Annotated in this window: 15 protein-coding genes and 1 pseudogene; 5 read left to right on the top strand and 11 right to left on the bottom strand. The window is 70.2% G+C overall.

Annotated features, from left to right (window positions below):
- Nucleotides 1-90: 90 nt before the first annotated feature.
- Together ACFWYW_RS50085 and ACFWYW_RS50080 are read right to left on the bottom strand one after the other, a co-directional pair.
- Nucleotides 91-945, bottom strand: a complete 855-nt coding sequence (locus ACFWYW_RS50085) for an alpha/beta hydrolase (protein ID WP_379610956.1) — start codon at nt 943-945, stop codon at nt 91-93.
- A complete protein-coding gene (locus ACFWYW_RS50080; RefSeq protein ID WP_379610954.1) occupies nt 942-2,237 on the bottom strand; it encodes an amidohydrolase family protein in 1,296 nt (431 codons plus the stop codon). The genes ACFWYW_RS50085 and ACFWYW_RS50080 overlap by 4 nt, the downstream gene beginning before the upstream one ends.
- 16 nt (nt 2,238-2,253) lie before the next feature.
- Between ACFWYW_RS50080 and ACFWYW_RS50075 the strand changes: the two genes are divergently transcribed.
- From ACFWYW_RS50075 to ACFWYW_RS50065, 3 genes and pseudogenes are all read left to right on the top strand, one after another.
- Nucleotides 2,254-2,844 (top strand): TetR/AcrR family transcriptional regulator, encoded by a 591-nt coding sequence (locus ACFWYW_RS50075; protein ID WP_379610952.1) that lies wholly within the window; start codon nt 2,254-2,256, stop codon nt 2,842-2,844.
- Between the two features lie 293 nt (nt 2,845-3,137).
- Nucleotides 3,138-3,302: pseudogene (locus tag ACFWYW_RS50070) on the top strand (transposase); the annotation flags it as partial.
- Between the two features lie 103 nt (nt 3,303-3,405).
- Complete coding sequence (locus ACFWYW_RS50065) at nt 3,406-3,777, top strand: hypothetical protein (RefSeq protein WP_379610951.1); 372 nt, start codon at nt 3,406-3,408, stop codon at nt 3,775-3,777.
- A 307-nt stretch (nt 3,778-4,084) separates the two neighbouring features.
- Here ACFWYW_RS50065 and ACFWYW_RS50060 read toward each other — a convergent pair whose 3' ends face one another.
- From ACFWYW_RS50060 to ACFWYW_RS50050, 3 genes are read right to left on the bottom strand one after another with little or no spacing between them, the layout of a single operon-like run.
- Nucleotides 4,085-5,122 (bottom strand): FAD-dependent monooxygenase, encoded by a 1,038-nt coding sequence (locus ACFWYW_RS50060; protein WP_379610949.1) that lies wholly within the window; start codon nt 5,120-5,122, stop codon nt 4,085-4,087.
- On the bottom strand, nt 5,119-5,736 hold the full coding sequence (locus tag ACFWYW_RS50055; RefSeq protein ID WP_379610947.1) for a TetR/AcrR family transcriptional regulator: 618 nt from the start codon (nt 5,734-5,736) through the stop codon (nt 5,119-5,121). Before ACFWYW_RS50055 ends, ACFWYW_RS50060 begins: the two co-directional genes overlap by 4 nt.
- Before the next feature lie 47 nt (nt 5,737-5,783).
- Nucleotides 5,784-6,209: a winged helix-turn-helix transcriptional regulator gene (locus ACFWYW_RS50050; protein WP_379610945.1), complete on the bottom strand. Its 426-nt coding sequence runs from the start codon at nt 6,207-6,209 to the stop codon at nt 5,784-5,786.
- A 128-nt stretch (nt 6,210-6,337) separates the two neighbouring features.
- On the opposite strand from ACFWYW_RS50050, the gene ACFWYW_RS50045 reads away from it, so the two are divergent.
- Nucleotides 6,338-7,267, top strand: coding sequence for an SMP-30/gluconolactonase/LRE family protein (locus ACFWYW_RS50045; RefSeq protein ID WP_379610944.1), 930 nt, complete (start codon nt 6,338-6,340; stop codon nt 7,265-7,267).
- 202 nt (nt 7,268-7,469) lie between these two features.
- Nucleotides 7,470-7,874: a hypothetical protein gene (locus ACFWYW_RS50040; protein ID WP_379610943.1), complete on the top strand. Its 405-nt coding sequence runs from the start codon at nt 7,470-7,472 to the stop codon at nt 7,872-7,874.
- A gap of 66 nt (nt 7,875-7,940) precedes the next feature.
- Here ACFWYW_RS50040 and ACFWYW_RS50035 read toward each other — a convergent pair whose 3' ends face one another.
- Genes ACFWYW_RS50035 through grpE form a run of 6 tightly spaced genes read right to left on the bottom strand, consistent with a single transcriptional unit; the run spans nt 7,941 to nt 18,048 of the window.
- Complete coding sequence (locus ACFWYW_RS50035; RefSeq protein ID WP_379610942.1) at nt 7,941-10,046, bottom strand: hypothetical protein; 2,106 nt, start codon at nt 10,044-10,046, stop codon at nt 7,941-7,943.
- Nucleotides 10,046-12,271 carry a hypothetical protein gene (locus ACFWYW_RS50030; RefSeq protein WP_379610941.1) on the bottom strand — a complete coding sequence of 742 codons (2,226 nt, stop codon included), beginning with the start codon at nt 12,269-12,271 and terminating at the stop codon, nt 10,046-10,048. The genes ACFWYW_RS50035 and ACFWYW_RS50030 overlap by 1 nt, the downstream gene beginning before the upstream one ends.
- A gap of 4 nt (nt 12,272-12,275) precedes the next feature.
- Complete coding sequence (locus tag ACFWYW_RS50025; RefSeq protein ID WP_379610940.1) at nt 12,276-13,436, bottom strand: hypothetical protein; 1,161 nt, start codon at nt 13,434-13,436, stop codon at nt 12,276-12,278.
- A gap of 4 nt (nt 13,437-13,440) precedes the next feature.
- Nucleotides 13,441-15,963 (bottom strand): hypothetical protein, encoded by a 2,523-nt coding sequence (locus ACFWYW_RS50020; protein WP_379610939.1) that lies wholly within the window; start codon nt 15,961-15,963, stop codon nt 13,441-13,443.
- 3 nt (nt 15,964-15,966) lie between these two features.
- Complete coding sequence (locus ACFWYW_RS50015) at nt 15,967-17,550, bottom strand: Hsp70 family protein (protein ID WP_379610938.1); 1,584 nt, start codon at nt 17,548-17,550, stop codon at nt 15,967-15,969.
- On the bottom strand, nt 17,551-18,048 hold the full coding sequence (gene grpE / locus ACFWYW_RS50010; protein ID WP_379610937.1) for a nucleotide exchange factor GrpE: 498 nt from the start codon (nt 18,046-18,048) through the stop codon (nt 17,551-17,553).
- Nucleotides 18,049-18,055: the final 7 nt, after the last annotated feature.

The following is an 18,055-nucleotide window of genomic DNA, read 5'->3' as shown; positions in this document are numbered from 1 at the left end:
TGGCGCCTGCATCGCACCGACACGATCAAAGCCTGAATGACCCTTAGCGCCCTGATTGCCGGCCCTTTCCCGGGGTACTCTTGCCCGCACTCACAGGGCACGGCAGCTTCTGAGGTAGCTGAGGAATGAGGCCTGCAGGCCGGTCACGTGCGTTTCGTGCAGGATCGCGCTGGTGACGGCTCCGCCGCGGGAGGTGAGGCGGTGCAGGAGCGTGGCCGTGTTCTTCGTGATGCTTTGGTAGACGGCCAGGTCTCCGAGAAGCTCCCGGTCGTTGAAGGTCACGTGAAGCTTGGCGGCATGGCGGCTGTCACCCATCTCCTTGAGCTGGGTGAAGACCTGGCTTTCCGCGCTGGCGACGCCGGGGCTGCCCGCTCCGATGCTCTCGAAGAGCGTGCTGCCGCTGAGCCAGGTGTAGAGGCTGAAGAGTCCGGCGTAGGAGTAGCCGTAAAGGCCGTGACCGCTCGTGGCTGTGCCGTAGTCGCGTTCGATCCGGGGGTGCAGGTCCGCGGTCAGGAAGCTCAGGAACTTGTCGGCGCGGGTGTCGCGTAGTTCGGCGAGGTAGGCGTCGGCCTCCTCGCGTGTCCTCCCGCCCGTCCGAACGCCCATCTCCACGGCGTCGATGAACTCCTGGGCGATGGGCTCGCCGGGTGGCACGAGGTCTCTGTTGCGCAGCCGGGCCCAGTGCTGCGCTTCCTCGCCCGCGTAACCGACGCTGACCTGGATGTAGGGCTTGATCTGTTGCATGGGGTCCAACTGGGTGACGATCAGCGGAGCCGTCATGCCCACGGCCCAGTTGCCGTCGAGCACGTACACGACAGGCGCTTGCGTCGTGGCGGGATCGTATCGCGGTGGCGTGGTGACCCAGATGCCGTAGTCGTGACCGCCGCTGGAACGTGTCTCGAAGTAGTCGGTGTCGGCGAGGCAGCCCTGCCACATGGCGCTCATCGCAGGTCCTTCACGACGCGGCCGGCCTGGACGACGACGATGGCGTTGGCGGGGTCGGCGAAGAGTTTCGGATCTTCGAGCGGGTCACCGTTCCAGAGCACAAGGTCTGCCTGCATACCGGGTGCGATGACCCCGACCTGGCCGGCCAGGCCAAGGATCTCGGCGTTGGTCTTCGTGGCCGCCACGAGAGCGTCCATCGGCGTCTCGAGCTCCGCGCGCAACCTGAGCTCCTCGCCTCGACGCTCCTGGGCCGGACCGATGAGATCGGAACCCAGCCCGATCCGCACTCCGGCCTTCCTGGCTACGGCGAGCGCCTCCGTCATCCGCTCGCGAACACCCGTCACCCGATCGCGGGCCGACTCGCCGAGGCCGGCTCCAGCGGGGTCACGCAGCAGTTGCTCGACGACAGCGAACGTGGGCACGAGGGCGACGCCGCGGGTGGCCATCAGGGTGGCCGTGGACTCATCGAGGTCGGTGCCGTGCTCGACACAGCGCGCCCCGGCCTCGACCGCGTTCCGAATGCCGTCGTTGTTGTGGGCGTGAACCGTCACATAGGTGCCCCGCGCGGCGGCTTCTTGAACGGCGACGGCGATCTCCTCCACGGTGAACTGGGTGTCGGTCAGCCGGTCGAGCGCACCGACCACTCCGCCGGTCACGCAGAGCTTCAGGAAGGAGGCTCCGCGACGGAAGGCCTCGCGCACGTTGCCTCGCAGCTCGTCCGCGTTGCCCGACATCATGGACAGGGCGCACAGGCCCGGAGTGTGATGGCTGCTCCACAGCTCGGTGGGTTCCCAGTCGGCTCCGTAGTAGCCGTGCCCACCGATCTGGCACTGCACCGGTCCGCACGACAGGACGCGCGGCCCCCTGACCTTGCCCTTCGCGATCGTGGTGACGACGCCGCCGTCGATCCCGCCGGTGTCCCGGACGGTCGTGAAGCCGGCATCGAGCGTCGCGCCGGCCGTGGCGAAGATGTCCGCCGCGATCTCGGCGGCACTGATCTGAAACGAGAACTGCGGCTGGATCGGGCTCGACAAGCCCAGGTGAACGTGAGCGTCGATCAGACCGGGCGTCATCGTCAGTCCCCCGGCATCGAGGCGCTCGCCGTCAGCGCCGGAGGCACCGAGCTGGGTGATCCGCCCGTCTTCGACGGTGACGTCGACGTCGGCGGGGTCGCGACCCGACCCGTCGACGACCGTCGCGCCAACCACCTGAAAACGTCCCACGAGTCGTTCCCTCCGCCGTTGCGAGCCGACTGCGACCATGTGTGAAGCAACACGGCCCTTCTTTTCCAATGGATAAACTGTGGGAGTGATCCTGTCAAGCACGGAACGCAAAGGCGACGCACGCGAGCGTCTCCTGGCTCGGCTTCTCGACGCCTTCGGCGAGGACCTTCCCTCACCGGAGGTGTCGCTCCGCGAGATCGCCGCACGGACCGAGACCAGCCACGCCCTGCTCCGATACCACTTCGGGTCACTCCCGGGCGTCTTGGCCGCCATGCTCAAGGCACAGCGAGCCCGCGACAACGCGGCGCTTTTCGACCTCGCCCAGCGGGGCACCTTCGACGATCTCGTCGTGGCGATCTGGCGGGCGTACACCCGGCCGGAGCAGTTGTCGCGGGTACGCGGCTTCTTTCACGTGGTGGGACTGGCCGCGTACAGGCCGGAGGACTTTCGTGAGTTCATCGACTCGCTCGACGACCTGACCAAAATGCTGGCCGCGCTCGCGGAACGCGAAGGCCACGGCACCGAGGAAGCGCAGACCGTGGCCACCGTCGCCGTCGCCGCGATTCGTGGCCTGCTCTTACAGCAGGTTCTGACGCCGGCGGCCCAGTCGGAGGACGCCGTCACCTTGATCCTGCGCATGAGCAAGGGCCAAGCCGTTCCACGTCCGGGGCCTTGAACGGGGAGCCGCCTTTCACCACCACGAGAGCCCTCCCCCGAACAGCATCGGCAGGCGGCTTGCCCGCGCTGACCTGGCGGCGGGCACGCCGGATGAGTTCACTGCGCCTGTACGGCCCGCGCCCGTGGCGTCATGCAGTAACAGAGCCGCCAAGATGGCCGCCCACCGAAGTGCCCAACTCGGGCACGCGGTCGGCAAGGACGGCGACGTCGTGCCGAAACCAAGGGATTGCGCAACCTGGCGGCCAATGTCCGCGGCAAGCGGTCCGGTGATCGCGAAACGGCAGGTGAGCGATGCGCCGCCGGACCTATCCCTCCGACACCACCGCCGCGGGATGGGCGTTGATCGAGCCCCTGCTGCCCACACCGGCCTCGCAGGCCCCTGCGGGCGGCAGGGCGGAGAAGCCCCGCCGTGACATCAGCTACGTCACCGGCAACGGCTGCAAGTGGCAGGTTATTGAGAATGTTCGGTAACGATGGTGATGGCGACGTGCTCGGGCGTGGTTTTCGGTTCCGTCGGCTGATGCCTGGTGGCTGGCGTGATCGCCGATAGGCTCGGCCCATGTCAGACGATGGGGCGGCGAAGCGCAGGCCGAGGCAGCTTGGCGAGCTGAGCGATGTCTTCGACTTCCTTGAGGAGGTGCGGCTCCGTCCGGGGATGTGGGCGCGCTCGCTCGAGGACCTGAGCTCCGTCTTGATCGGGTATAAGGTCGCCGTCAAGATTCACGGCATCACCGAGCAGGTCGACTTCTGGCCGGATGGTCCCTTCGCCGAGTGGCTGTGGACGAAGCTTGGACGACAGAGTTCCCTTGGCTGGGCGGCCGAGATCGGGCGTGAGGCCGAAGCGGAGAACGTGAATCCGCTGGAGCTGTTCTTCACGTTCGTGGATGACTACCGGGTCGAACGCGCGCGCCCTGAGCCGGAGGCGCTGTGACGGATCGGTTCAGGGTTTCTCCTTGATGTTGGGGTCTTCGGCTGATCTGACCAGACCGTTGGTGAGAACGGCGAGTGGGATGAAGGTGCTGGTAGTGCCGAGCTCACAGGAGGTTGAGCCAGCCGGTGTAGGGATGTAAGCGAGCCCTCAATAGGCGCGGCAACCGCCTACCGGTCGCCTTCGAGGGCTTCCTGCTCCTCGGGACGGGCCCCTGACCACCGTGGCCCTGAATTGCCGACAGCGGGCGCGGGTTGCCGCGTATGGTCGACGGCGGCAACAAACATCACGGTGATCTTGGTTTGGGGCCTTATGCGGCTGGGACGAACTCCTCGGCCGTCGCGCGCCCTTCTGCCTGTACGCGCACGGCCACCGGCTTGACCGTCCGCTCGTACCGGGCCAGCGCCGCCTCCAGGTCGCCGCCCGCCCGTAGCTCGCCGGCCAGGGCGTGGGCGGCGGCCAGCGCCATTCCCGCGCCCTGCCCGGTGAGCAGGGACATCGCCTGGCAGGCGTCGCCCACCAGCGTCACCCTGCCCCGGCTCCAGGCCGGCAGGTCGATCTGGGCCACGCGGTCGTAGTACGGCCGCGCGGGGCAGTTGTCCAGGAGCCGTGGCACGAGCCAGCCGCGCCCGCCGTACACCTTGCGCAGTTCGGCACGCGGGTCGGCGGGCAGGGGCGCGCCCGGCGCGGTGCGGTGCGTGAACAGGGTCGCGACCCGCCCGTCGTGCGCGGGATAGGCGCCGACCTGCTGACCGGGCGCCTCCAGCATGTGCAGGTCGTTGCCCAGGGCGCGGGCGGTCTCGGGGTCGTCGAAGACGTAGGCGGCGGTGTGGAAGCCCAGGTCGAGCAGGGTGTGCCCGGCCGCGCCGAAGGTCAGCGTCCTGATCCGCGAGTGGATGCCGTCCGCGCCGACGAGCAGGTCGGCGCGCTCCACGCCGCCGTCGCTCAGTGTCACGGCGAGACCGTCGCCAACGTCGTGGTAGGAGTGCACGGTACGGCCGAAGCGGACCCGGGTCTGCATCGACCGGTACAGAACGTCTTCCAGCTCACCCCGCATCATCGACAGAATCCGGTCGGCGCCGGGCCGGTCGTCGATGTACCGACCGGTCACGGTCCCCTCGTCGTCGTGATGGACGAGCTCCGACAGGGTGAAGGCCCGCGCGCGCAGTTCGGGCAGCAGCCCCATGCTCTCGGCGGCGTCGAACCCGGGCCCCTGGCAGTCGAGCATGTACCCGGCTCCGTGGGGCGCCGGAGCACGCTCGACGACGACCACCTCGTGCCCGTCGCGCTCCAGCAGCCCGGCCAGGGCCAGCCCGGCGATGCCCGCGCCACAGATCAGGACTCTCATCGGTTCCCTTCCTCGTCTTCCGTGCACAGCAGAGCGACCGTGGCGTCCACCGCGTCCAGGTGCCTGCCGCGTACGCCGTCCGGGTCCACGAGAATCGCCCACATCAGCCCGTCCATGACCGCCATGATCAACTGGGCCAGCGCCTCGTGGTCCTGGCCTGGACGCAGCCGTCCGCACTCCTCGGCCAGCCGCAACGCCACGAGCAGGAGGCCCCGCGACTCCCTGGTCACTTCCGCGATGGCCGCGGCGAAGTCGGGGCGGGCCGCCGCCTGCGCGTAGAAGGCGGCCCAGACCAGGGCCTCACCACGACGGGCCGCGTCCAGCGGAAGGACCGCGAGGATCACCGTGCGCAGCATCTCGGGGAAGCGCCGGCCGTCCGTGGTCAGGGGGAGGTGGCGCAGCCGTTCACCGGAGGCCTCGATCACCTCGGCGAGCGCGAATCGCAGCATCTCGTCCTTGCTGGTGAAGTGGCGCTGGATGGCGCCCACGGAGCATCGGGCCTCGGCCGCCACGGTCCGCACGCTGACCGCCTCCATGCCCTCCCTCTCGATGACCCGCAGGAGGGCCGCCGCGATGTGGCGGCGCCGTTCCCCGTGATCGACCTTCTTGGGCACTGGTGTAGCTCCGCTGTTGAATACACTCGTATCGGTACGATCGTATTCTAACCCGGGCGGTCCCGCCACCCGCGCCGGCAGCGCGCGGAGATCGACATGCAGGGGGAACCGGGCACCTCGCTTTCCTGGGCATCCAGTACGGCGTCGCCGTTCTGTTCGGCCCAGCGGCACAGTGCGTCGACCGGTTCCAGTGCCGATTTCCCCAGGTCGGTGAGCGTGTACTCGACCCGCGGCGGCGCCTCGGCGAACGCCTCGCGGCGCACCAGCCCGTGGTGCTGAAGCCTGCGCAAGGTCTGGGTGAGCATTTTGGTGCTGACGCCGCCGATGAGGGCCTTGAGCTCGCCATGGCGGCGCGGGCCGTTGCCGAGGGCGTAGACGATCACGACCGACCATTTGTCGCTGAGGATCTCGACGGCGAGCCGGGCCGGGCAGTCCGCCAGGAAGACGTCACCCGGCCGGTCAAAGGTACTCATGGTGCGTAAGGTACCGAACGGTACCTATCGGATCTTTAACGTGGGTCGGGCGAGCCACGGCATCGCCGCGACTCATCACCCGTACAACAGCGCTCGAGAGAGCGTGCGCGAAACCAGGAAGGCAGCACATGATGCGATCGATCAGGGTCCTGGGTGCGCTTCTCGCCACACTCCCACTGGTCATCACCGTCGGCGGCCCCGCCGGAGCGACGACGAAATATCCAACCTCCCTGTCCCTGCCCGACGGCTTCCGGCCCGAAGGCATCGCCATCGGTCCCGGACCGTACGCGTTCATCGGCTCCATGGCCGACGGCTCCATTTACCGCGCAGACCTGCGCACCGGACACGGCAAGATCATTAGCCGAGGTTCCGGCAGGCCGGCCCTCGGGATGAAGACCGACGAGCACGGACGGTTGTTCGTCGCCGGCGGCACGGCCGGCGACGCCCGCGTCATCGACACCCGGACCGGCCGGGTGCTGGCCTCCTACCGGCTGGCCACGGGCCCGGCGTTCGTCAACGACGTCGTCCTCACCCGGGACGCCGCGTGGTTCACCGACTCCACCAACCCGGTGCTCTACAAGCTGCCGCTGCGCGGCGAACAACTGCCCGCGGACGCGGAACGGATCCGGCTCACCGGAGATCTGAAGTACGGCAAGGGCTTCAACGCCAACGGCATCACCGAGACACCGGACGGCCGGGGCCTGCTCGTGGTCCAGTCGAACACCGGCGGGCTGTTCCGCGTCCACCCGTCCGGCAAGACCCGCCGGGTGAACCTGCACGGCCAGTCCCTGCCCGACGGGGACGGCCTGCTGCTGCGCGGCCGGACCCTGTACGCGGTGGAGAACGGGGTCACGAACAAGCGCAGCCGCCTGACCACACTGCGCGTGAACGCGGCGGGCACCGACGGCCGCGTCGTGCGCCGGGTGGGCAGTCCCCGATTCGACATCCCGACGACCGTGGCCGCGTTCAGGTCCCGGCTGTACCTCCCCAACGCCCGCTTCACGACAAAGCCGACGCCGGCCACGCCCTACGACGCCGTGGCCATCACCCGCCCCTGACCTGCCGCACGCGCAGCAACAAGCCGGAGAATTCCGGAAACGCGCCCCCTGAAACAGGTCAGGCACATTCCGTGTTTTTACAAACCCGCTGAGTGTTGTGATCTTTGTCATGCTCGCGAGCATTCACAACCAGTAAATCTCATCGTTAGATGGACGGGCGATATCCCTTTACTCACTGCCGAGCCAGAAGATTGGAGAATCCATGTTCAACGCTGTTCGCATGGCCGCCGCAGTCGCGGTCAGCGCCGTCGGGCTCATCGCCGCCGGCAGCCCGGTTCAGGCCGGAACCGCGGCCGCGCAGTACGTGGCGACCATCAACACGGGCGGGGAGAGCTTCCGCGTGCGCCTCGTCGACGCCAACGACGTCGATGCGGCGTACCGCAACATGTCCGGCCAAGGAAATCGTCAGCACATCAATGGAAAAATTCTGCCGGGGACCGACGTCAATGTCGGGTGGAGCTGGCACCTGGATCCCGGTGACCTGGAGTTCGTCGACATATCGATGGAACTTTGCGACGGCAAACCGTCCGATGTGGAAAACGGCACGCTGTCCGGCGACCGCTTCTGTCCCTGGGGCACGCAAGTAGTCGACATTCAGCCACTTTAGCCCGCTAAATAGCCGTCGCAGGCCGCTGTTGGAGACGGCGGTCTGCGCGGCCACGACGCGCGATGTCTACTTCGCCAGGGTGGCGGTGGCTTCCGAAGTCGTCAGGTCGGCGGTGCGGTACCAGCGGTAGTCGAGTCCGTCCGAGTCGCGCTCCAGCACGATCCATCCGATGCGGACGCAGGTGTTCTTCGGGTCGTCGGTGATGTTCTCGCGCACCACGATCTGGCCGGTCACGCCCCGGTCGGGTTCGCGGGTGAGGGTGCCGGAGCAGCCGAGTCTGAGGTAGGTGATGGTGCCCGCCCGGCTTCCAGGCAGCGCGCCCCTGGTGAGGGTGAGCCGCACCCGATACCGCCCAGAACCCTGGTGGACGGTTCCGCTCCACCGTCCCGCCATCGCCTTGGTGATCGGGGTCGGTGTACCCGTCTCGCCGGCCGACGTGCTGCCCAGCCGTACCGGCCTGCTGCTCGGAAGCCACTGCGCCAGGAGCTGGAGGCTGAAGACGATCACCATCAGCATCGAGGCGACGATCGTGGCGACGGCGAGGGCGCGGCGGAAGACGAGGTAGCTGAGCGGCGGCCGGCCCTCCTGGCGCGGTCTGACGTCCCAGGGACGGCGGGCGTCCCCCGTGGTCAGCTCCTGGGCGGAGGCGTCACCGAGGTCGGCGCTGAGCCGCAGACCGGTCAGCCAGCCGAGCATCTCGGCGATCCGGCCCGGCTCCGGCGGCAGCCCCGAGGACAGGTAGCGGACCTGGGCGCCCTGGTGGTCGAGTTCACGGACCAGGTTGCCGAGCCCCATGAGCGTGAGCCACTTCCGCACCTCTTCGACCCCGCGGCCGGAGGTGGTCTGCTTCAGCAGGTCGGCCTTGGTGAGGACGACCGCGACCCGGCGCTGCTTGCCGCCGTCGGCGCGGCCGGCCAGTTCGTTGCGCAGCCGGTTGAAGGTGTCGGCCGGGTCTTCTCTCGACAACATGACGCCCTTGGCGGTGAGCGCCTGACGTTCGCTCTCCAGAAGGTGGTCCTGGACCTCCGGCAGCGCGAACGGATCGATGATCAGAATGAGCGCCTCGCCGTGCGAGAGGTAGCGCATTTCCTCGATCTTGCTGGCGCCGGTGTAGTGCTCGCCCGAGGGGTCGAACAGGTAGAGAATGCGCTTGCCGCCCGTCCTTCCGGGCAGGGCCACGTCCAGCATCACCGCCTTGGGCAGATCGGGCAGGGTCTTGCTGACCCGGCCCGAAGCCAGCTCCCTCCGCAGGTTTCTGAAGGCCTGCTCGTCGCTCTTCTGGGCGAACAGCACGCTGCCTCCGGCGGTGTTCACCGCGCTGTGCATGGCGTCCACGGCCAGCGCCATGAACGTCGTCTTGCCCGCGTCCGGCCCTCCGGCGAAGGGCAGCGGCTCGATCCTGACCCGGCCGACCCTGGTGGGCAGCTGCCGGTCACACATCGGGCAGAACGCCTGGAGGCGGTAGCGGCCGAGCAGGATGGTCGTCGGCAGGCGGGTCCCGCACCGGCACACGTGCCGGGCGGCGCCGTTGGTGTCGGGCGTCAGCCGCGCGTGCCGTGCCCCGCAGGTGGAGCAGGCGTACACCGGCAGGGTGAACCGCGCGTAGCAGCCCGGATAGGGGCAGGTCTGCAGGATGCGGCGGACCACCATGAAGACCTGCTCCAGAGCGCGCAGGACCGCCACGCAGGCCAGCCAGCCCAGAAGGCCGAGCACGATCGCCACGAGGTACATCGCGACGACGAACAGGGCGATCACCCCGGCGGGCACGAAGGCCGCCACGATCCCGGCGACGACGCCGATCCAGAGCGGGAACAGGAACCAGGCCTGCTCCCCGCCGACCAGTACGCGGGTGGCGGCGTTCACCGCCTTCTCGGCCCGCGCGACGACCCGTGGCGTGGTCCCGCGCACGATCACCCGCCAGTCCTTCCACACCTGGCCGACCAGATAGTGCCGGTACGCGGGGTCGCGACCGGGCCTGCCGTCGGGCAGCGTCACCGGCGAGGGACCGCCGGCATGGTCGGGGAAGAGGGTGGCGTGCACGTGCATCAGATGGATGCCGACGGCGGTCACCGTACCGGCCAGCAGGACGACCGGGAAGATCATGACCGCCACGAAGACGGCCAGCATGACGGCCGCCAGCCAGAAGGCGGCCAGGAAGAGGAATCCCCACATCAGGGACCTACCCAGGGGAGGAGCCTGCGGCGGCGCGGCTCGACGAGGCGCTGCACCCCCGCCCACAGTTCGCGATCGGCTTTGAACCGGCTCTCCAGCGGCCCGAGGGAGCGGCTGTTGACCAGCGCTCGCGCCCACTCCTCCAGGACGCCGATCACCAGCTTGTGCCGGTGCAGGCGGATGGCCATCTCCAGCAGGGCGGCCTGTTCCTCGCGCCCGGCCTTGGGGTTGAGCCAGATGTCGAGCAGCCAGTGCCTGGCCCGGTCGGAGCCGCGCCGCAGCACCTCGATCCGGAGCTCGGTCGAGCACCTCGCCAGCTCCTTGGCGGCCCGCTTCAACACCTGCTCCCGCAGCGGCGCGTAAACGGACAGCTCGCCGAGCCGTTCGACGTCGTCGAGCAGGCGGGCGAGGGGCCTTTCCGCGGCCATCCCCACGGCCAGCAGCACCGCGCTGGCGTCGTCGGCGGTGCTGCCGCGCAGCCCGGCCCGCGCGGTCAGGGCGGCGACCTCCCTGACGTCCTTGTCCTTCAGCCCGGCGTGTACGAAGAAGCGTCCGGGCAGCTCGGCCAGCGTGTAGAAGTCCTCCAGCCGCTTGCCCAGGGTCTGCAGCAGCCCGTGCAGTTCGGCGGCGGTGGGCTCGGCCCGCCAGATCGCGGCCAGCGACGCCTCCCGCTCCGCCGACTGCCCGTCACCGGGCAGGGACAGGATCCGCACGCTCGCCTCGGCCCGGTCCAGCTCGCCCGCGCTCACCTGCCAGGCCAGCACGGCCGCAGCGAGCGATGGGGCCGCGCTCAGATCCCGGCCCGCCAGATCCCGGCAGAACTCCGGCGTCAGCGCCGCCTCACGCGTATGGCGAGGAGCTGCCTCCAGCCCCGCGAGCAGCCCGGCGAAGACCGCTTCGTACCAGGCGATCGGCACGCGTTCCAGCAGCGCCTGCCCGTCGTGTACCCCCATCCGGGCCAGCCCGGCGACCGCCACCTCCACCTCCGCGCCGGGCAGGGACAACGCGCACTCCCTGGCCACCCGCAGCACACCGACCACGTGCGCGAGGTCGCGCGAGGCCCTCAGCTCGGCCCGCGCCACCTCGCTCACCCGATGGCGGAACGCCTCGGTCAGCGGGCCCGGCGGCGGCAGCCCCGGCTCGCGCAACGCCAGGACGGCGCAGCGGGCCGCGCACGGAGCCGCCGCCTCCGCGGGCCCGTGGGACGCGACCGTCCGGGCGAGCGGGTGATCGAGCAGATCGGCCCGCTGACCCAGCAACGGCCACACCCACTCGGGAAGGCCGTTCGCGGCCAGTGCGGCCACCGCCGCCTGCTCCTCGGCCGACAGGGTGGCGCCCGCCAGGCAGAGCGCGACCACGGCCGCCGCCGTTTCCGGATCGGCCGGGCCGAAGTCCGCGAGCTCGTCGATCCCGCCGAAGTCGGCGGCGCGCCACAACTCGCGCATCGTCGTGGAGAAGCGGCCGGCCTCGATCGGCTCGGGCGGCCCGGTCAGCTTGAGCACGGTGGCGTCCAGGTCCGCGGGGATCCACACGTCCGGCGTGGTGCCGATGATGAGCTGGGCGTTGGCGGCCGGATCGCCGCTGTAGGTGACGAACGACAGGCGCAGCACCGTCTCCCAGGGCAGCGAGTAGGAGATCACCGCGATCCATCGGACGATCTCGCCGGCGTCGGGGTGTACCAGGACGATCCGGCCGTGGCCGGTGGCGAGGCTGCGCCGTACCAGCTCCAGAAGGACGCCGAGCCACTCGTAGGCGAACCCGCCGTGCTCGCTCAGCCACTCCCCCAGCGACTCGGGGTCCAGCGCCGTGCCCGGTAGCAGGTCGTCCAGGTGGGGCAGCTCGGCGCCCGATGGCGCGGGCCGCCCGTCCCACAGGGGAGCCTGCCAGAACTCGACGGGCCGCACCCCCACCAGCTCGACCTCGTCGGCCACGACGGCCTGGCCGAGGAAGTTGCCGTAGCGGCCCGAGTAGTCCTGCCCGAGGTAGGCGCAGCGGGTCAGGGTGAGGTGGTCGCCGGCCGGGCCGTAGGACATGGCGATGGGCATGGCCGCGATCTCCTCGCCGGTGGGCGCGGTCGGGGTGGTGGGCGGAGGGCGATAGGTGAAGTACGGGGTGACCTGCGCGTCGAGCTCGGGAGGGAAACCCGGGCTGCGGGCGACGATCTGGAACCCGGCCCGTCCTGACGGCCCGTTCTCTGCCGAGGTGTAGTGGAGTTGCCAGGCCATGGGGCTACCTCCGGACGCCGTTGAGCATTTTGAAGCGGTACAACAGCCACAGCAACGGGTCCTCGACCCGGTACGGCCGGATGCCGCTGCGGGCGACGGCCTCGCCCTCCGGCACGGAGCCGAGTGCCGACAGGCCGAACAACGCGTAGGTGGTGTAGTGCTGCTCCAGGTAGCGGTCGATCATTCCGGCCTCCCACTGGTGCAGCAACGATCGGACCTGCTCGTCGACCGCGTCCCTGTCGTCCAGGTCGAGGGCGCCGATCGGCTCGCGGGCGCGGTGGAGGGCCGACTGGTGTTCCATGGACTCCCGCAGTTCGTCGATCTTGCTGAGGGCGACCGCCGCCGGGATCGTCAGCTTTCCGCTCTTGCCGCGCAGCAGCTCCGTCACCCGAGCCACCACGTCCATCTGGTCGCTCATCAGGTCGCTCGCGAGCGTGCCCGAGCGCGCCCTGGCCGCGCCGGTGAGCGCGGCGTGGGCGCCCGGCAGCTCCAGGGGATCGAGCAGGAAGATGACGGCGTCGGCGGCGCTGAGATAGCGCAGGTGCAACTCGCTCATCTCGCGCTGGCGCAGGTCCTCGCCCGCGGTGTCGAACAACACCAAGGTCAGTGATACCGTACGCCGCCGCATCCGCCCCACCGTGCGGGTGAACAGGTAGACCAGCGGGTCACGCGGGCTGGCCGACGCGGACTGGGTGCTGAGCAGCAGTTTCCGCTCACCGTACAGGGGACCGGCGAAGTCCTGTTTGTAGCGCTCGATCGTGCGGTCGTCGCAGGGCACGATCGAGGAGTGCAGTTCCTCCCCCACCCTGTTCATCAGCTCGTGGACGAGCACGGCGATGTAGGTGCTCTTGCCCGCGTGCTTGGCGCCTACCAACGCGACGATCTTGCCCGGGTTCGCACAGTATTCCGCCGGCAGCCGGTTGTGGCAGGACGGGCAGACCCGCCAGGCCGACTCGCGGGAACAGGTGGGGCAGGTGGCGCGCCGGCCCGCGCGCTTGGCGCTGAAGACCGGCGGCAGCGCGGGGGCGCCGGTGCCGCCGCGGAACGCGCCGAGCACCGTGTCGGGCTGGGGCGCGCACCCTTTGGCCCGCCCGCTGGCGCCCAGGCAACGGAAGGCGATGCGGCCGGGGGCCACCTTGGTGAAGCAGTAGGGGCACGTGATCACGGACTCATCCCGCCTTCAGAACACGGACGGGCGGATCGACGAGCTCGACCGGCCCTTCGGCGAAACAACGCAGCCAGTACGGCCGGCGCTGTCGTGGGCAGGCCACCGTCAGCAGTGCCGGGGTGGTGACGGCCGCCCATTCCCCGATCACCCGCCCCTCGGCGGCGGAGGCGGGCTGGATCCGCCCCGCCTTGATGACCAGCACGAGCCGGTCCAGCAGCGCCGGGACGTCGGAGGTCACCTCGACCTGGAGCTCCCGCCGCCACGGCCAGCCCTGCCTGCGCAGGTCGTAGCGGACCGGCGGAGCCGAGGCGAGTGGCGCCGGCACCGCGGAGCCGTGCACGCGCGTCCCCTTCACGACGGTCGTCGGCACGAGCTCGATGGCGGGCGTCTCCTGTTCGGGTATGTCCAGCCGGATGCCGCCCTGGCTGCGGTAGGCCGCGGCGCTCACCAGCAACCGGCGTGAACTCCAGCGCACCTCGATCTCCGGGACGTCCGCCGGCCACTCCAGCCCGATGAGCACCGCCGTCCCGCGGCGGACGGCGCTCACCCGCTGGGGCGCGCCCAGGTTGACGTGCTCGCGGCAGGCTCCGACGACGGCGCGGTCACCCGCGACGGTGACGGCCAGCAGAAACTGCGAGCCGTCCCCGGGGCGCACCACGTACCCGCCACGCACGGGCCGGGCGGGCAGCACCCTGCCCGCCGCCCGGATCTCCTCCAGGCTCACCTCTGTCTCGTACGGCCAGCGCGGCTCGGCCGCCAGCGACAGGAACTCCACCACCCCGGCCGCCGGCTCCGCGCAGCGGATCAGCACCTCGCCCGGGGCGCCGGGCGCGGATTCGAGCGTGAAGCTCGCGACCGGCTCGGGGCGGGCCACCGGGACGACCGAGCGGCGCACGCCGGGCGTGGTGACCTGCCTGGGCCCGTCCTGGTAGACGGCGGCGATCACGTACTCATACGTCGCGCCGTCGCGCAGCCCGCGCTCGCGGAAGCCCGAGCCCTCGGCCTGAACCGGCCTGCCGTCGCGGGTGACGACCACGCGCACGGCCTCGGCCGGGGACCGCCAACTGCCGGTGACGACGCCGTCGGAGCCGGACAGGCGCACCTCGTCCGGCTCCGGGCGAACGGCCAGCGGACGCGCCGCCACGGGAGTGGAGGCGGCCTGCCCGCGCCTGGCCACGACCGCGTACGTCACCGGCTTGTTCACCGGCGGGTTCTCGTCACGGGCGCTGGCCCGTCCGGTCTCGGCGCAGGTCATGCCGTCGCGCAGCACCTCGTACACGATCTCCCCCGCGCGGGACGCGGACGGCTGCCAGGTGATCACCACGGCCCGTTCGCTGACGGCCGCCCGCACGTCGCCGGGAGGATGCGGGGCGAGCCCGGCGAGCATGGCCGTCGCCCCGGCCAGGTCGGGCACCCGGTCGAGAGCTTGCTCCAGCATGATCCAGGCCTGATCCGGATCGTGCTCGGCACGGGCGGCGTCCCGGAGGCGGATCGCGTTGGCCAGCCGGGCACGCACGTCCGTGGCCAGCTCGGCCGCCTCGTCGGCCAGCGCCTCCGCAGGCAGCGCCTCGGCGAACTCGGCGGCCGCCTGGATCTGGCCCGCCTCGACCAGCTCGCGCAGCCTGCTCCCCGGCCCGCCCAGGACACCGCTCTCCTGGCGGATGGCGAAGATCAGCGCTTTGGCGTCTCCCTCGTCCAGCCTGAGCTCGCCGGTGGCGTACCGCATGAGCGTGTCGTCGTAGGGATGCTCGCGTACGCGCTCGCGCAGCCGCGCGATCACGTCGAAGCGCACCAGGTCCGCCGCGCCGGTGGCGTGACGCAGCGCGGTCAGCACGGTTTCCGCGCTCACCGTCCACGGCCCGCGCGTCCGGGAGTGCGCCTCCTGCTCCAGGCGCTCGACCCTGCTCATGACCTCCGGCATCGGGCCCAGCACCTTGATGGCGGCGGCCCCTTCGCCGAAGACGTACGCGGCCAGGTTCGGCTGGTTCATCGTGTCGAGCGCCTCGCGCACCTTGGCGTAGGCGGCGTACGGCGCGGCCTGCGGCAGCTGATCCGGCTCGCGGATCTCGATGCCCAGCTCCCCGGCCTGACTCCTGGCCTGCTCCTCGCCGAGCCCGACGGACCTGGCGATCCCGGCCACCACGTCAGGAGGCAGCAGGCGCAGCTTTCCCGCGGCGTCGTCCAGGCGCCGCCGCAGGTCGCTCAGGCGCTTTCCGGCCCGCTCAGCCGACTGCTTGATCTCCGCCCGCAACGGGCCGAGATCGCCCTCCGCCGCCGCCTGGAAGATCGCGCTGAACTTGCTGCCGTGCTCGGCCTCCAGGGCGTCGATCAGCTTGCGGTACTTCAGCTGCCCGCGTGAGCGCCGCCAGCACTGCCGCACCTGCCGTACGGTCGCGGTGACCTCGGCGGCGCTCATGGACTCGTTCAGCTGGTAGCGCTCGCGCAGGTCGGGCGGGGGCACGCCACCCGACAGGCGGGCGGGTTCGAGCACCTGCCGGAGATAGCCGCTCTCTTCGAAGGGCATGGGTCAGCTCACGTTGATCTCGGCCAGGGAGTCGCGGGAGGCGGCGGCCTCCTCCTCGGACATGCCGCCGATCTGGATGTCCAGGTCGAGTTGCTGGCCGCGTTCGTTCTCCCGGGCGGTGACGTGGAGGAGCCCGGAGGTGTCCAGGGAGAAGGTCACCTCGATGGGGAAGCCGGCCGGCTTGCCGGGCGGGATGCGCAGGTCGCCCGCGCCGATCTCGTTGTTGTCCTCGACGTTCCTGGACTCGCTGCTGCCCGCCTGCTCCATCACCTGGATGGCCACGGTGTCCTGGTTGTCGTCGAGGGTGGCGAAACCCTTGGTCACCGCGGCGGGCAGGGAGTCGTTGGCGTGGACGAGGTGGGCGACGTAGTCCTGGCGGTTGTGCGGGTTCGTGGTGATGATGCCGAAGGAGCGCGAGGCCACCGTCTTGATCGTGCGGTCCTTGATCTGCTGCTGCTGGGTGGTGGACAGGCCCGCCCCCAGGGCCATGGCCTCCGCCTCGGCCTCCCGCCCCGAGCTGATCAGCCGCCGGTAGGTCTCCTCGAAGGCGTACAGCGCCGCGCCTTTGGCGACGGCGAGGTCCGGGTCCTTCGGCTTGGCCTCCATCCCGAGTTCCTTCTGGATGGTCTCGGCGACCACGGGCATCCGGGAGGAGCCGCCGACCAGAACCACGTGGTCGAAGGAGGCCGCCCCCTTGTCCCGCGCGGTCGCGATGGTGCGGTGGGTGATGGAGACGGTGCGGTCGAGCAGGTGCCGGGTCAGCGCCTCGAACGACTCACGGGTCAGCTCCACGGTGGTCACGCGGCCTTCGTGCATGACGCGTGCGGTGTGCTTGAGCTTGCTGGAGAGCGTCTTCTTCAGATCCTCCGCGATCTTGCGCAGGTCCTGCTCCGTGGTGTCGCTCTCCAGCGGATCGCTCACGTCCTGGTGTTCCTGGCGGAACCGCTCGGCCAGGTACTCCACCAGGACGTCGTCCCAGTCCGCCCCGCCGAGGCTGTGGTCGCCGTCCGTGCAGACCACCTCGATGTTGCCGGCGCGCAGGGTGATGACGGTGGTGTCGAAGGTGCCGCCGCCGAGGTCGTAGACGAGGATGTGGCAGTCCTCGGAAGGGTTGAGCACGCCGTAGGTGATCGCGGCGGCGATCGGCTCGGAGATGATGTCGATGACGTTGAGCCCGGCGATCTTCCCGGCCTTGCGCGTGGCGTCGCGCTCGGCCGCGCCGAAGTAGGCGGGCACGGTGATGACGACGTCCGAGACCGCCTGACCGACGTCCGCCGCCACGTCCTCGGCCAGCTTGCGCAGCACGAACGCCGAGATCTCCTCGGGGCTGTAGTCGCGGCCGTGCATCGGCCGGGGGACGGCCTGCCCCATGTCACGCTTGATCCGGCTGACCACCAGCTTGGGCTCGATGACGGCGCTGTCCTTGGCGGCCTGCCCCACCACGATGTTGTTCGGGGTCTCGAAGTAGACCACGGAGGGCGTGGTGTCCGCTCCGTCCTGGTTGCGGTACACCTCGGCCCGTCCGGCCTCGTTGATGCCCGCGATGCACGAGTAGGTGGTGCCGAGATCGATTCCGTAAACCGCCATCTACCTGTCCTCCTCCTGGAGCGGCGCCCTGCCGAGCACCACGTCGGCCTTGCGAACAATGCGCCCGTCCTGCTCGAAACCGGCCGCCGCCACCGCCACCACGAGGCCGTCCGGGCCGTCGGCCACGCCGATCGGGCGATGCCTTTCCCTGTCGTACGGCTGGCCGGCCTCGACCTCCATCAACTCGACTCCCGTACGGGCCAGTACCTCGGCCACTTCCGCGGCGATGGCCGCCATCAGCGCGCCGAGGTGACCGTCGGCCTGCGGATCGGCGCGCAGCCTCGCGACTTCGCGGCTCACCTGGTCGTGCAGGCGGAAAAGGCCCCTGCGGATCGGCACCAGCGCCTCCTGGAGCAGGCCGTGGCGGAGCCGCTGGTTGTCCTCCTGCAGCCGGTCGATGATCTCTTCGCGGTGGGCGGCGCGGTCGTGCTCGCGCTTGATCTCCTCAGTGAGAGCGGCCAGCGCGGCCGCCACGTCCGAGGTGTTCTCCTGATCCATGGAAGCT

It is taken from the genome of Nonomuraea sp. NPDC059023 (genome assembly GCF_042740095.1).
GTDB lineage: Bacteria > Actinomycetota > Actinomycetes > Streptosporangiales > Streptosporangiaceae > Nonomuraea.
This window is presented reverse-complemented; position numbering and strand designations above follow the sequence as displayed.

Bases quoted from the DNA above. Each gene is read 5' to 3' on its own strand.
- ACFWYW_RS50060 (WP_379610949.1), bottom strand. From the start codon at position 5,122: ATGAGAGTCCTGATCTGTGGCGCGGGCATCGCCGGGCTGGCCCTGGCC.
- ACFWYW_RS50045 (WP_379610944.1), top strand. From the start codon at position 6,338: ATGATGCGATCGATCAGGGTCCTGGGTGCGCTTCTCGCCACACTCCCA.
- grpE (WP_379610937.1), bottom strand. From the start codon at position 18,048: ATGGATCAGGAGAACACCTCGGACGTGGCGGCCGCGCTGGCCGCTCTC.
- ACFWYW_RS50065 (WP_379610951.1), top strand. From the start codon at position 3,406: ATGTCAGACGATGGGGCGGCGAAGCGCAGGCCGAGGCAGCTTGGCGAG.
- ACFWYW_RS50085 (WP_379610956.1), bottom strand. From the start codon at position 945: ATGAGCGCCATGTGGCAGGGCTGCCTCGCCGACACCGACTACTTCGAG.
- ACFWYW_RS50020 (WP_379610939.1), bottom strand. From the start codon at position 15,963: ATGCCCTTCGAAGAGAGCGGCTATCTCCGGCAGGTGCTCGAACCCGCC.
- ACFWYW_RS50030 (WP_379610941.1), bottom strand. From the start codon at position 12,271: ATGGCCTGGCAACTCCACTACACCTCGGCAGAGAACGGGCCGTCAGGA.
- ACFWYW_RS50015 (WP_379610938.1), bottom strand. From the start codon at position 17,550: ATGGCGGTTTACGGAATCGATCTCGGCACCACCTACTCGTGCATCGCG.
- ACFWYW_RS50040 (WP_379610943.1), top strand. From the start codon at position 7,470: ATGTTCAACGCTGTTCGCATGGCCGCCGCAGTCGCGGTCAGCGCCGTC.
- ACFWYW_RS50050 (WP_379610945.1), bottom strand. From the start codon at position 6,209: ATGAGTACCTTTGACCGGCCGGGTGACGTCTTCCTGGCGGACTGCCCG.
- ACFWYW_RS50035 (WP_379610942.1), bottom strand. From the start codon at position 10,046: ATGTGGGGATTCCTCTTCCTGGCCGCCTTCTGGCTGGCGGCCGTCATG.